The organism is Rhodoferax ferrireducens T118, from assembly GCF_000013605.1.
Lineage (GTDB): Bacteria > Pseudomonadota > Gammaproteobacteria > Burkholderiales > Burkholderiaceae_C > Rhodoferax > Rhodoferax ferrireducens.
The window spans coordinates 597,544-610,523 of record NC_007908.1 but is presented as its reverse complement, the minus strand read 5'-3'; the positions used below and the strand labels follow the sequence as shown (position 1 = coordinate 610,523).

Annotated in this window: 12 protein-coding genes; 8 read left to right on the top strand and 4 right to left on the bottom strand. The window is 61.2% G+C overall.

The window, feature by feature from the left end:
- Positions 1-70: 70 nt before the first annotated feature.
- From eutC to eat, 3 genes are read right to left on the bottom strand one after another with little or no spacing between them, the layout of a single operon-like run.
- A complete protein-coding gene (eutC, locus tag RFER_RS02915) occupies positions 71-934 on the bottom strand; it encodes an ethanolamine ammonia-lyase subunit EutC (protein ID WP_011462911.1) in 864 nt (287 codons plus the stop codon).
- Positions 935-940: 6 nt separating this feature from the next.
- The gene (locus RFER_RS02910; protein ID WP_011462910.1) at positions 941-2,338 is read right to left on the bottom strand and encodes an ethanolamine ammonia-lyase subunit EutB; all 1,398 of its coding nucleotides are present in this window, start codon (positions 2,336-2,338) and stop codon (positions 941-943) included.
- Between the two features lie 10 nt (positions 2,339-2,348).
- A complete protein-coding gene (eat, locus tag RFER_RS02905; RefSeq protein ID WP_011462909.1) occupies positions 2,349-3,752 on the bottom strand; it encodes an ethanolamine permease in 1,404 nt (467 codons plus the stop codon).
- Between the two features lie 204 nt (positions 3,753-3,956).
- On the opposite strand from eat, the gene RFER_RS02900 reads away from it, so the two are divergent.
- The 8 genes from RFER_RS02900 (at position 3,957) to phoR (ending at position 11,942) form a co-directional block, all read left to right on the top strand.
- On the top strand, positions 3,957-4,949 hold the full coding sequence (locus RFER_RS02900) for a helix-turn-helix domain-containing protein (RefSeq protein WP_011462908.1): 993 nt from the start codon (positions 3,957-3,959) through the stop codon (positions 4,947-4,949).
- Positions 4,950-5,245: 296 nt separating this feature from the next.
- Positions 5,246-6,289 (top strand): phosphate ABC transporter substrate-binding protein PstS, encoded by a 1,044-nt coding sequence (gene pstS / locus RFER_RS02895; RefSeq protein ID WP_011462907.1) that lies wholly within the window; start codon positions 5,246-5,248, stop codon positions 6,287-6,289.
- Positions 6,290-6,331: 42 nt separating this feature from the next.
- Positions 6,332-7,363: a phosphate ABC transporter permease subunit PstC gene (gene pstC, locus RFER_RS02890; RefSeq protein ID WP_011462906.1), complete on the top strand. Its 1,032-nt coding sequence runs from the start codon at positions 6,332-6,334 to the stop codon at positions 7,361-7,363.
- Entirely contained in the window at positions 7,360-8,244 is an 885-nt protein-coding gene (gene pstA, locus RFER_RS24435) for a phosphate ABC transporter permease PstA (RefSeq protein ID WP_011462905.1), read from the top strand. The genes pstC and pstA overlap by 4 nt, the downstream gene beginning before the upstream one ends.
- A 12-nt stretch (positions 8,245-8,256) precedes the next feature.
- Positions 8,257-9,036, top strand: a complete 780-nt coding sequence (gene pstB / locus RFER_RS24430; RefSeq protein WP_011462904.1) for a phosphate ABC transporter ATP-binding protein PstB — start codon at positions 8,257-8,259, stop codon at positions 9,034-9,036.
- A 9-nt stretch (positions 9,037-9,045) separates the two neighbouring features.
- Positions 9,046-9,747, top strand: coding sequence for a phosphate signaling complex protein PhoU (gene phoU / locus RFER_RS02875; RefSeq protein ID WP_011462903.1), 702 nt, complete (start codon positions 9,046-9,048; stop codon positions 9,745-9,747).
- A complete protein-coding gene (phoB, locus tag RFER_RS02870) occupies positions 9,744-10,466 on the top strand; it encodes a phosphate regulon transcriptional regulator PhoB (RefSeq protein ID WP_011462902.1) in 723 nt (240 codons plus the stop codon). The genes phoU and phoB overlap by 4 nt, the downstream gene beginning before the upstream one ends.
- Positions 10,467-10,511: 45 nt before the next feature.
- Complete coding sequence (gene phoR / locus RFER_RS02865) at positions 10,512-11,942, top strand: phosphate regulon sensor histidine kinase PhoR (RefSeq protein ID WP_011462901.1); 1,431 nt, start codon at positions 10,512-10,514, stop codon at positions 11,940-11,942.
- Here the strand turns inward: phoR and RFER_RS02860 are convergent.
- Positions 11,842-12,897 (bottom strand): serine/threonine protein kinase, encoded by a 1,056-nt coding sequence (locus tag RFER_RS02860; protein ID WP_011462900.1) that lies wholly within the window; start codon positions 12,895-12,897, stop codon positions 11,842-11,844. The genes phoR and RFER_RS02860 overlap by 101 nt on opposite strands.
- Positions 12,898-12,980 lie beyond the last annotated feature (83 nt).

Below are 12,980 nucleotides of genomic sequence, written 5' to 3'. Positions count from 1 at the left end.
ATCGGTGGTTTTCTGCGCCTGCTGTGCTATGCGCCAGTGCATACCCTCTTGGCGCTGAGCCGCGGCCGCCTCAAGACGGTGGGGCCGCCTCGTTTGGCGTGTGCGCGTGGTCCAGCAGGAAGTTTGTCTGATTCGCAGTCACCCGGTCGGGGCCGCCACCCGTTTCGTCCTTGAGTTCGACACCGGACAATTGCCGCTGGCGCGCTTGTGACAACAGATAGTGCAGCTTGTAAGCGGCTTCATCAAAGCCCAGACCAGCCGGGCGCACGTTGGAGATGCAATTGCGGCTGGCGTCAAGCAGCCCGACGCGCGGCATCCAGGTCAGGTACAGGCCCATGCTGTCGGCTGCACTTAAACCGGGGCGTTCGCCGATCAACACCACCACCGCCTTTGCGCCCAGCCGCTCGGCCACCTCGTCGCCAATCGCCACCCTGCCCTGCTTGACGATGCAGATCGGGGCGACCGACCAGTGCTCGGGCGCGATCCGGGCCTGCAGGATACGCAGAAAAGGCGCGGCGTTCTGCTCGATGGCCAATGCCGACAGGCCGTCCACCACCACGAACGCGAGGTCGTACGGGCGTGGCGATGGCGCTTGTGCCGGTTCCAGGGCATCCACTGCAGCGCTCGATGCGGCGTCGAGCCGGCGCCCCAGGTCAGGGCGCTGCAGGTAAGTGGGGCGGTCGGCAGCCGCGCTATGCAGCAGGAGGCAGGGGGCCTGTTGATCGCCGCGCGCGGCATTAAGTGACTGCGCCAATTGCGGCGCATCCAGCGCCAGATGGACGGCGTCGCGCGCCTTGGCATGCGCCAGCTGGAAGTCCAGATGCGCGGCCGTCGGCAAGCTCACGCCGGCGCGCCCCAGCGCAATGCGGGCATCGGTAAATTGGCGCAGGGCGGCCCACGGGTTGGCGATAACGGGAGAGGTCGGATCGTCCATGGCAGGCTAAGCCAGGCGCAACAGCGCCCTCTGGAAGGCGGGCGGCAAGGCGGGGTTCAAGCGGAACTGCGCGTCGCGGCTGAATATCTGCATCTTCTGCAACCAGGCCTCGAACTCGGGTGCGGGCTTTAATCCCAGCACGCGACGCACATACAAGGCGTCGTGAAATGACGTGGTCTGGTAGTTGAGCATGATGTCGTCGGAACCGGGAATGCCCATCACGAAACTGCAACCGGCCACACCGAGCAGGGTCAGCAGCACGTCCATGTCGTTCTGGTCAGCTTCGGCATGGTTGGTGTAACAAACGTCGCAGCCCATCGGCAGGCCGAGCAGCTTGGCGCAGAAATGGTCCTCCAGTCCGGCGCGGATGATCTGCTTGCCGTCGAACAAATACTCCGGCCCGATGAAGCCGACCACGGTATTGACCAGCAGCGGCTTGAAGTGGCGCGCCACCGCATAGGCCCGCGCCTCGCAGGTTTGCTGGTCCACGCCATGGTGGGCGTTGGCCGACAGGGCGCTGCCCTGGCCGGTCTCAAAGTACATCACGTTGTCGCCCACCGTGCCGCGCTTTAAAGACAGTGCTGCGCTGCGCGCCTGGCCCAACAAATCGAGGCTGACCCCAAAGCTGCGGTTGGTGGCCTCGGTGCCGCCGATCGACTGGAACACCAGGTCCACCGGCGCACCCCGGTTGATGGCCTCGATGGTGTTGGTCACATGCGTGAGCACGCAGGACTGGGTGGGAATCTCGTACTGCTGGATGATGTCGCTCATCATCGTCACCAGCTTGATCACTTGCGGCACGTTGTCGGTGGCCGGGTTGATGCCAATCACCGCGTCGCCACTGCCGTACAGCAGGCCGTCGAGCAGGCTGGCGGCAATGCCGGTGGCATCGTCGGTGGGGTGGTTGGGTTGCAGGCGCGTGGCCATGCGGCCCGGCAGACCGATGGTGTTGCGAAACTTGGTGACCACACGGCATTTCTTGGCAACCAGAATCAGATCCTGGTTGCGCATGATCTTGGACACGGCAGCGGCCATTTCGGGGGTGATGCCAGGGGCCAGGGCCGTCAGCACAGCGCTGTCGACCTCATCACCGAGCAGCCAGTTGCGGAAGTCGCCGACCGTCAGGTGGCTGACCGGAGCAAAAGCTGTGGCGTCGTGGCTGTCGATGATCAGGCGCGTGATCTCGTCGTCTTCATACGGCACCAGAACTTCAGTCAGGAAGGTTTTGAGGGGCACCTCGGCCAGCGCCATTTGCGCCACGACACGCTCCTGCGCACTGTGGGCGGCCACACCCGCCAGCAGGTCGCCGGAGCGTTCCGGCGTGGCCTTGGCCATCAGGTCCTTCAAATCGCGAAAGCTGTAGGTTGTGGCTCCGACGCTATGGGTGTACTGATGGGTTTGCACGGTGCTTCTATCAGGTCAAATCGGCCGCCATGTTGTTCATGGCCAGGGCATGGGTACGGTGGTGGCTGGTCATCAGGAAGTAGCCATAACCCATGGCCAGGAAGCCCAGGAAAATGCCGAAGATCAGGGCGTTGTAATAAATCATTGTAGCCATGCAGACCCCTGCCCCCAGCAGCGCAAAGGCCGGGAACAGCGGGTAAAACGGCGCACGGAACGGGCGCACCATGAGGGGCTCGGCACGGCGCAACTGGAACAGGCTGAGCATGCTGATGATGTACATCAGAATGGCGCCAAACACCGACATGGTGACGATGTTGGCGGTCAGGGTCTGGCCGCCAATCTTGATCAACTCGTCGCTGTAGATAGCCGCAATACCGATGGCACCGCCGGCCAGAATGGCGCGGTGTGGTGTCTTGAAGCGCGGGTGCAATTTGGCAAAGAACGGCGGCAAATAGCCTTCGCGTGACAGGGCATAGATCTGGCGTGAGTAGCCCAGGATGATGCCGTGAAACGATGCCACCAGACCGAACAGGCCCAGCCACACCAGCATGTGCAACCAGCCACTGTTCTCGCCGACGATCATTTTCATGGCCTGGGGCAGCGGGTCATTGATGTTGGACAGCTTGGTCCAGTCACCCGCACCACCGGCAAACACCATCACGCCAATGGCCAGCACGACCAGCGTCAGGATGCCGGTGATGTAGGCCACGGGAATAGAGCGCCTAGGGTCTTTGGCTTCTTCGGCGGCCATGGCCACGCCTTCGATCGCCAGGAAGAACCAGATGGCAAACGGAATCGCCGCGAACATGCCGGGAATCGCCGCCAGGCTGAAGCTGTCCTCCCCGGACCAGCCCCCCTTGGTGAAGTGGGCCATGGAGAAACCCGGCGACACCACACCCATGAACACCAGCAATTCAAAAATGGCCAGCACCGTCACGGCCAGCTCAAAGGTGGCGGCGATCTGCACGCCCACAATGTTGAGCGTCATGAACACCAGGTAAGCCCCGAGCGCGGCCAGCTTGGGGTCCAGCGCCGGAAACTGCACGTTCAGGTAAGCGCCAATGGCCAGCGCGATGGCCGGCGGTGCAAACACAAACTCGATCAAGGTCGCCGCACCGGCCAGGTAGCCACCCACCGGGCCGAAGGCGCGCTTGCTGTAGGCGAACGGTCCACCGGCGTGGGGAATGGAGGTGGTCAGTTCGGTGAAGCTGAAGATGAAGGTGGCATACATCGCGGCAATAAAAATCGAGGTGATGGTGAAGCCCAGGGTGCCGGCCGAGGCCCAGCCAAAGCTCCAGCCGAAGTATTCACCAGAGATCACCAGGCCAACGGCGATGCCCCAGAGTTGCAGGGTGCTGAGCACCGGTTTGAGCACGTGCGTGCCGCTGTGGTGAGAAGGGTCCAACGGATTCATTTGATAACTCCAATCAGGTGCAGAGGGTTGCAGGATTAACGAAAAAGTTTGGGCATGGGAGTTGCTTGCTTTGAACTCTATCCAGGGCAGCTTTTTTGCGTTATCGAATTTCGGCAAAGTTTTTTTGACAAGGGTTAACCCCGTTGCCGCCTTCGATACGCAAGGGCTCCAATCCACGCAACCCGAATCATGAGGACGCACACCATGGCACCTGCCTCTTCTTGCCACACCGATTCCATGGCCTTTGATGCGCCAATTGTGGGCAACACGCACCAGATTCGCACGATCGAAGCGTTTGACGCCGACGAGCACGCGCACAACCTGACCGATTGGGAACAAAGTTACGACCAGATCACGCGTGGCCATTTCCATGGCGCGCTGGCCGAGTTGCACTTGCCCCAGATGCAGGTGTTTCGTGAGCGCACCAGCCAGGCGGTGCGCCAGTCTTGCTGCGTCTGGCCAGATGCCTTCTGGTTCGGCCTGCCCGAACAGTCAGACCAGACCCGCATCAACGGGCGGCTGGCGGGTGAACACGCCATCATGGTGCGTCCAGGGGCGTGCGAGTTCGAGCTGGTGACCCCACCCGACTACGCCATCTACGGCATCGTGATCCGCCGGGAAGCCCTGTGGCAGGCGGCGGAGCTGAGCGGCTGCCGGATCGACTGGGCGCAACTGACCGGCACTGAGGTGATGCACGTCGACAGCAGCTCACGTGCGTCCTTGCTGCAGACGCTGTCCGGCTTGCTGCAAGACGGCGGTGGCTGCACCGACCGTGATTTGCGTCAGCAAGTCCTGGTCAACGCCCTGCTCGCCCTGCTGGATACCCGCGCGGTGGACAGCGCGGTCAGCGGCAGCTTTCAGCGCCGTCAACGCATCGTGGCCAAGGCGCGTGATCTGGTGCTGGCGCACCATGACCAGGCCATCACCGTGCCGCGGCTGTGTGAACAGTTGTTTGTCAGTCGGCGCACCTTGCAGTATTGTTTTGAAGATGTGCTGGGCATGAGCCCGATGCAGTACCTGCGCCTGATCCGCCTCAACGGTGCACGCCGCCATTTGCGGCAAGCCTCATCCAAATCCCTGACGGTGCAGGACGTGGCGGCAGACTGGGGCTTCTGGCATTTCAGCCAGTTCTCCAGCGATTACCGAAAGTTGTTTGGGCAGAGTCCGTCGGAATCGTTGCGCCAGCGTTCACATTGATGCCTGGTCGGGTGAGTTTCTTTGAGAAATAACGGCTGCAGCCCCCGTCGTTACTACGCTGCATGCTATTAATTTTGTAGTACACGCCCGCTATATCGCCGCTGTTCCCTGCCGGGCGCCAGTTCAGGCCCCAGCCCGGTAGCTGGCGCAGGTTCGAAGTGGGCACGCGGGTCGACAGTGCGAAAACGCAGGCAAACGGCTTGGCGATTGAGAGTTGTCACATCACTGTCACACAATCTTCATACAGTCATCGAGTGTCCAGAGATTTACTTTTACTCCACTCAAAAGGTATCCCGATGAAAACCAGTTTCAAAATTGCTTTGCTAAGCGTGGCCAGCCTCGCCAGCCTGTCGTACGCCACGGTGGCCGGCGCGCAGGAAATCACTGGCGCTGGCGCCTCGTTCCCGGCACCCTTGTACGCCAAATGGGCGGCCGACTACAACAAGGCCACGGGTGTCAAGATCAATTACCAGTCGGTCGGCTCCGGTGCCGGCATCAAGCAGATCGACGCTAAGACGGTTGATTTTGGTGCTTCTGACATGCCGCTGTCCGATGAGGTACTGGCCCAGAAAGGCCAGATACAGTTCCCGACCGTGATGGGCGGCGTGGTGCCGGTGATCAACGTCAAGGGCATCAATCCCGGCCAACTCAAACTCAATGGCCAAGTGCTGGGTGACATCTACCTGGGCAAAATCAGCAAATGGAACGACGCCGCGATCAAGGCCCTCAACCCGACGCTGGCTTTGCCCGATGCAGCCATCGCACAGGTACGCCGGGCCGACGGTTCTGGCACAACGTTCATCTTCACCAACTACCTGAGCAAGGTGAATGCAGAATGGAAGAGCAAAGTGGGTGAAGGCACGGCAGTGAACTGGCCGGTCGGTGCGGGCGGCAAGGGCAACGAAGGTGTTTCCGCTTTTGTGGGCCGTCTGCCCAATTCGATTGGCTACGTGGAGTACTCTTATGCCAAGCAAAACAAGATGACCTACACCCTGATGCAAAACGCAGGCGGCAATTTTGTGGCGCCCGATGATGCCACTTTCAAGGCGGCTGCCGCAGGCGCCGACTGGGCCAAGAGCTTCTATCAAATTCTGACCAACCAGCCTGGCAAAGATGCCTGGCCCATCTCGGGTGCGACTTTCATCCTGATGCACAAGCTGCAGGACAAACCCGCCAATGCGACCGAAACGCTGAAGTTCTTCGCCTGGGCCTACAAAAACGGCGACAAGCAAGCGCTTGATCTGGACTATGTGCCCATGCCCAAGTCGGTTGTAGGCAATATTGAAAAAGCCTGGGGTGAGATCAAGGACGCATCTGGCAAAGCGGTCGCGTTCAAGTAAAACAGCGCTGACACGTACCCTGGCACTTTTGGGGACTGGAACATGTCATCTACACTTCCGGCAAGTGAAATCTCTCTTCATCAGTTTGAACCAACCGCCGGACGTGTCATGAGCCTTCCTCCTGCGCCAAAAATGGCCCGCTCGGGCCCCATGGCGGACCGCATCTTTGGCTGGCTGGCCAAAGCGGCGGCTTTATTCACTTTAGGCATGCTGATTGCCATTCTGGTGTCGCTGACCATCAGCGCCTGGCCTGCCATCGACCGGTATGGCCTGGACTTTCTGACCAGCACCACCTGGGACCCGGTCAAGGAGGAGTTCGGTGGCCTGGTGATGATTTACGGCACCTTGATGACCTCGTTCATCGCGCTGCTGATCGCCGTACCGGTCAGTTTTGGCATCGCCCTGTTCCTGACCGAACTCGCGCCGGCCTGGCTCAAGCGCCCGCTCGGTACCGCCATTGAATTGCTGGCCGCGATTCCGTCCATTGTGTATGGCATGTGGGGCTTGCTGGTGTTCAGCCCGGTGCTGGCGACATACGTGCAGCAACCCTTGCAAGCCATGTTTTCGGGCGTACCTTATATGGGCGCCTTTTTTTCCGGACCGCCCGTGGGCATTGGCATTTTGTCAGCCGGCATTATTCTGGCCATCATGATCATTCCCTTCATCGCGGCGGTGATGCGCGACGTATTTGAGATCACACCGACACTGCTCAAGGAGTCAGCCTACGGGCTGGGGGCAACCACCTGGGAAGTGGTCTCCACCGTGGTGCTGCCCTACACCAAGGCCGGCGTCATCGGCGGCATCATGCTGGGCCTGGGACGCGCCATCGGCGAGACCATGGCCGTCACCTTTGTCATCGGCAATTTCAACCAGCTCGATTCACTCAGCCTGTTTCAGGCCGCCAACAGCATCACCTCAGCCCTGGCCAATGAGTTTGCTGAAGCGGGTGAAGGCCTGCACCAGGCGTCGCTGATGTACCTGGGTCTGGTGCTGTTTTTCATCACTTTTGTGGTGCTCTCCCTGTCCAAAATCCTGCTGGCACAGCTGAAGAAGAATGAAGGGGCCAGGACATGAGCACCAGCGAATTGCTGCTGCAGGCGCAGGCCTTGGAGCAGACACGGCTGGCCCGCTATGCCCAGCGCAAGCTCGTCAATCGGGTGGCGCTCACGCTGTCCTTGCTGGCCATGGCCTTTGGCTTGTTCTGGCTGGCCTGGATTTTGTTTGAGACCATTCGGCTGGGCGTGAGCGGGCTCAACCTCGCCACCCTGACCCAGATGACGCCGCCGCCCAATGACGTGGGCGGCTTGGCCAATGCCATCTATGGCTCGTTCCTGATGGTCTTGCTCGCCACGTTTGTCGGCACGCCGATCGGCATCATGGCCGGCATCTACCTGGCCGAGTTCGAGCCCAAAGGCTGGCTGGCCAGCACCACACGCTTTGTCAACGACATCCTGCTGTCGGCACCGTCGATTGTGATTGGCCTGTTTGTCTATGCCGTGGTGGTGACGCGTTTCAAGTCGTTCTCGGGCTACGCCGGCGTCCTGGCGCTGGCGTTGATCGTGATTCCGGTGGTCATCCGCACCACCGAAAACATGCTGCAACTGGTGCCTGCCGGGCTGCGCGAGGCCGCTTATGCGCTCGGAGCGCCCAAATGGAAAGTCATCATCAGCATCACCTTGCGGGCTTCCAGCGCGGGTGTATTGACCGGCATTTTGCTGGCGGTAGCGCGCATCGCCGGTGAAACCGCACCGCTGCTGTTCACGGCCCTGTCCAATCAGTTCTGGACCTCCAGCCTGAGTGGGCCGATGGCGAGTCTGCCGGTCACCATTTTCAAGTTCGCCATGAGTCCGTATGAGAACTGGCAAAAGCTGGCCTGGGCCGGTGTCTTCATCATCACCATGGCGGTGCTCGGGCTCAATATTTTGGCCCGGGTGTTAACCCGCAGCAAGACCTGAGAAAAATTGAACATGAACACTGCCGTCGTCACGAATGCAGCGCCCAAGATTGCCGTCAAGAACTTGAACTTCTTTTATGGCAAGTTCCACGCGCTCAGAGATATCAGCCTGGAAATTCCCGAGCACAAAGTGACCGCCTTCATTGGCCCGTCCGGCTGTGGCAAATCGACCCTGCTGCGTGTTTTCAATCGGATGTTCGAGCTGTATCCGGAGCAGCGCGCTGAAGGTGAAATTTTGCTCGATGGCGAAAATCTGCTGACCAGCAAAAAGGATGTAGCGCTGTTACGGGCCAAGGTCGGCATGGTGTTCCAAAAGCCAACGCCGTTTCCGATGTCGATTTTTGACAATATTGCTTTCGGCGTGAAGCTGTTTGAATCGCTCAACACCACCGACCTGGAGGAGCGCGTTGAGTGGGCCTTGCGCAAGGCGGCCTTGTGGGGTGAGGTTAAAGACAAGTTGACCCAGAGCGGCTCCAGTCTCTCGGGCGGACAGCAGCAGCGGCTGTGCATTGCGCGCGGCATCGCCATCAAGCCCGAGGTGCTGCTGCTCGACGAGCCTTGCTCGGCACTGGACCCGATCTCGACCGGGAAGATCGAGGAACTGATCACCGAACTCAAGAGCGACTACACCGTCGTCATCGTGACCCACAACATGCAGCAGGCGGCGCGCTGCAGTGATTACACGGCCTACATGTACCTGGGCGATCTGATGGAGTTTGGTGCCACCGAGCAGATATTTTTCAAGCCCACGCGCAAGGAAACTGAAGATTACATCACCGGACGATTTGGATAAGGAACCACCATGCCAGAAAAACATCTCTCCACCCAATTTGACAGCGAACTCAGCGCGGTCTCGACCCGTGTCATGGAAATGGGTGGGCTGGTGGAGTCCCAGATCCACCAGGCCATCTTTGCCCTGTCCCAGTTCAGCGTCGAAGTGGCCAACCAGGTCTCGGCGACCGAGCCACGCGTGAACACGATGGAAGTGGACATTGACCGCGAGCTCTCCAGCATCATCGCCCGGCGCCAGCCGACCGCGCGGGACCTGCGCTTGCTGATTGCCATCTCCAAAACCACCGCCAATCTGGAACGCGTCGGCGATGAGGCTGCCAAGATTGCGCGCATGGTGCGCTCCATCATTGAAAGCGGTGGGCCGCGTTCACTGCCGGCCAATGAACTGCGGGTGGCAGGCGATATGGCCTCGGGTTTGCTGCGCAAGGCGCTGGATGCCTTTGCCCGCCTCGACACCACAGCCGCAGTGGCCATTCTGAAGGAAGACGATCTGATCGACGATGAGTTCAACGGCTTCGTGCGCAAGCTCATCACCTACATGATGGAAGATCCGCGCATGATTTCACCCAGCCTGGACCTGCTGTTTCTGGCCAAAGCACTGGAGCGCATTGGCGACCACGCCAAAAATATCGCCGAGTTCATCATCTACGTGGTCAAGGGCGCGGACGTGCGCCACACCTCGATGGAACAGATTGAATCGGTTTTGAAATGAGACAGCAGCCCGGCGTCTTGATTGTGGAAGATGAGCCGGCCATCGCCGAACTGATTGCCGTCAACCTGCGCCATAACGGTTTTCGACCAACCTGGGCGATGGACAGCGCCAGTGCCCAGCGCGAACTCGATGCGGTATTGCCCGATGTGATTCTGCTGGACTGGATGCTGCCCGGCGAGAGCGGCCTGGCACTGGCCAAACGCTGGCGCGCCCACCCGCGCACCAAGGCGATACCGATCATCATGCTGACGGCCCGTGGCGACGAGACCGATCGGGTCGCGGGCCTTGACGCCGGCGCCGATGACTACATCGCCAAGCCGTTTTCCACCAAGGAACTGCTGGCCCGCATGCGTGCCGTGCTGCGCCGACGGGCCCCCGAACAAGTCGGTGGCGTGGTCAGCGTTGGCGCCCTGTCGCTTGATACCGCCACCTACCGCGTGACGTTTGCTGGTCAGCCGCTCAAGCTCGGGCCGACTGAATTCAAGTTGCTGCAGTACCTGATGAGCCACGCCGAGCGCGTGCATAGCCGCGGGCAATTGCTCGACAAGGTCTGGGGCGACCACGTCTTCATTGAAGAGCGCACGGTCGATGTACACGTCAAGCGTTTGCGCGAGGCCCTGGGCGCCCAGGCCGGCCAGATGGTGGAGACCGTGCGCGGCGCGGGCTACCGGCTGACGGCGCAATCGATTCAAGCCGCGCCGGTGCAGGCCAGCGCGTGATCCAACGCAGCTTGCGCGCTGTTTGGCAGTAACAGCAGCCTCATCATGTTCTGGCGCTTTTTTTCCTTCATCGCGTGCCAACTCCTGGGTGGCCTGGTCGGTTGGTACGCGACCTCATCGTCTCATGCGCCGACCAGCGAGCTGGTGAGCACCCTGGCCGGTGTGGTGTTGGGCGGCGTGGTCTGGTTTTTGCTGGATACCTCGCGCGGCGCGCGCTTGTTGCGCTGGCTGCGCGTCGGTGATGCGTCCGAGGTGGCCATGCGCTCGGGCTTGTGGGGTGAGGTGTCGGACCGGGCCCGGCGCCTGATTCGCGCCCGCGAGCAAATGACGCTGGAGAGCCAGCGCCGACTGCAGGATTTCCTCTCGGCCTTGCAGGCCTCGCCCAATGGCGTGCTGCTGCTGGATGCGCAGGGACAAATCGAGTGGCTGAACCAGACCGCAGCCTCGCATTTTGGTCTGGATGCGCAGCGCGACCTGTTGCAGCACCTGGGCAACCTGGTGCGCGATCCCGCATTTGCGAGCTACTTTGCCAGTCGGGATTACCGCCATGAGCTCATCATGCCCGGGCGCGAAAGCACACCGGCGCGGCCGGTCAGACTGTCCGTTCACCTGCATCCCTATGGCGAAGGGCGTCTGCTGCTGCTTTCCAGCGACATCACGGCCGTCGAGCAGGCCGAGGCCATGCGGCGTGATTTTGTCGCCAACGTCTCGCACGAAATCCGTACCCCGCTGACCGTGCTGGCCGGTTTTGTCGAAACGCTGCAAACCTTGCCCCTCAACGACGAGGAACGTGCCCGCTACCTGGCCTTGATGGCGCAGCAGGCCGGGCGCATGCAAACCCTGGTCAATGATCTGCTGGTCCTCTCGCGGCTGGAGGGCAGCCCGCTGCCGAGTGACAGCGAGGGCATCGCCGTGCCAGCCCTGATGCACCAACTGGAGCAGGACGGTCGCGCCTTGTCAGCCGTCATGAACCCGGCCTCCGAGCCCTTGCAGCACCTGACATTCGACAGTTCGCTCGCGGGTGACATCATGGGCGCGCCCAACGAATTGCTCAGTGCGCTGGGCAACCTGGTGAGCAACGCCATTCGCTACACGCCCAGCGGCGGGCAGATTCAGGTGCGGGCGCGACTGTTGGCCGACGACCGGGCTGAGTTTTCAGTGTCGGACACCGGCCCCGGCATCGCCCCGGAACACATCCCGCGCCTGACCGAGCGTTTTTACCGGGTCGACCGCAGCCGCTCACGCGACACTGGCGGCACCGGCCTCGGGCTTGCCATCGTCAAGCATGTGGCGCAGCGCCACGGTGCCGAGTTGAAAATTGACAGCACACCGGGCAAAGGCTCGGTATTCAAGATTATCTTTCCGGCCAGCCGCGTCAGACTGTCAAAGGCGCTTCCTCCATCGCTTCCAACTGCTCCTGCAGCATCTGCACCTGGCCCTGCCAGTAGTCGCTGGAGCCAAACCACGGGAAGTTGATGGGGAAAGTCGGATCGCTCCAGCGCCGCGCCAGCCAGGCACTGTAGTGGATCAGGCGCAAGGTGCGCAGCGGCTCGATCAGGGCCAGTTCGCGCCGGTCAAATTCGCGGAATTGCTCGTAGCCATCCACCAGGCAGCCGAGTTGACGCGTGCGCTGCTGGCGGTCGCCACTGAGCAGCATCCACAGGTCTTGCACAGCCGGGCCGCTGCGAGCGTCATCCAGATCAACAAAATGCGGGCCCGGCCCGGCGCTTGTCGGCAAATCCAGTGGCGTCCAGAGGATGTTGCCGGGGTGGCAGTCGCCGTGCAGACGGAGTTGCCTGATGGGCTCAAAATAAGGATCATTTTGGCTTGTAGCCCCCGTCAAACAATCATGAGTAGCTATAACATTAATAGCATCCTGCGACGCCTTGGCCCACGCCGACTGCACATCAAGCGGCACCTGGTCATGGCCCAGCAGCCACTCGCGCGAATCGATGCCAAAGCTTTGCAGGTCCAATGCGGGGCGGCTGGCAAAAGGCTTGGCGGCGCCCACTGTGTGAATACGCGCCAGAAAGCGGCCAATCCACTCCAGCACCTCCGGGTCGTCAAGCTCGGGTGGTCGCCCGCCCCGGCTTGGAGCTACGCTGAAGGCAAAACCGCCAAAATGATGGAGCGTGTTGCCGTTCAGCTGCAGCGGCCCGACCACCGGAATTTCCGCCTCCATCAATTCGGCGGAAAACGCGTGTTCCTCCAGAATTTGCGCCTCGCTCCAGCGGCCGGGCCGGTAAAACTTGGCAACCACCACAGACCCGTCCTCCAGGTGCAACTGATAAACCCGGTTTTCGTAAGAACTCAATGCCAGCAGACGACCGTCGCCATACAGGCCGACGCTCGCCAGCGCGTCCATCACCACGTCGGGCGTGAGCGCTTGATAGGCATGCGGGACAACAGAAGAGGGCGAGGGTGCAAACATGGTGCCATTGTCGCGTCTGGCGCGGCACGTCGCAATGCTGGGTTTTCGGCCATGACGGCGGGACGGATGGCCCCGACGGGCGC

Bases quoted from the DNA above. Each gene is read 5' to 3' on its own strand.
- pstS (WP_011462907.1), top strand. From the start codon at position 5,246: ATGAAAACCAGTTTCAAAATTGCTTTGCTAAGCGTGGCCAGCCTCGCC.
- pstA (WP_011462905.1), top strand. From the start codon at position 7,360: ATGAGCACCAGCGAATTGCTGCTGCAGGCGCAGGCCTTGGAGCAGACA.
- eutC (WP_011462911.1), bottom strand. From the start codon at position 934: ATGGACGATCCGACCTCTCCCGTTATCGCCAACCCGTGGGCCGCCCTG.
- eat (WP_011462909.1), bottom strand. From the start codon at position 3,752: ATGAATCCGTTGGACCCTTCTCACCACAGCGGCACGCACGTGCTCAAA.
- phoU (WP_011462903.1), top strand. From the start codon at position 9,046: ATGCCAGAAAAACATCTCTCCACCCAATTTGACAGCGAACTCAGCGCG.
- RFER_RS02860 (WP_011462900.1), bottom strand. From the start codon at position 12,897: ATGTTTGCACCCTCGCCCTCTTCTGTTGTCCCGCATGCCTATCAAGCG.
- pstB (WP_011462904.1), top strand. From the start codon at position 8,257: ATGAACACTGCCGTCGTCACGAATGCAGCGCCCAAGATTGCCGTCAAG.
- pstC (WP_011462906.1), top strand. From the start codon at position 6,332: ATGTCATCTACACTTCCGGCAAGTGAAATCTCTCTTCATCAGTTTGAA.
- RFER_RS02900 (WP_011462908.1), top strand. From the start codon at position 3,957: ATGGCACCTGCCTCTTCTTGCCACACCGATTCCATGGCCTTTGATGCG.
- phoB (WP_011462902.1), top strand. From the start codon at position 9,744: ATGAGACAGCAGCCCGGCGTCTTGATTGTGGAAGATGAGCCGGCCATC.
- phoR (WP_011462901.1), top strand. From the start codon at position 10,512: ATGTTCTGGCGCTTTTTTTCCTTCATCGCGTGCCAACTCCTGGGTGGC.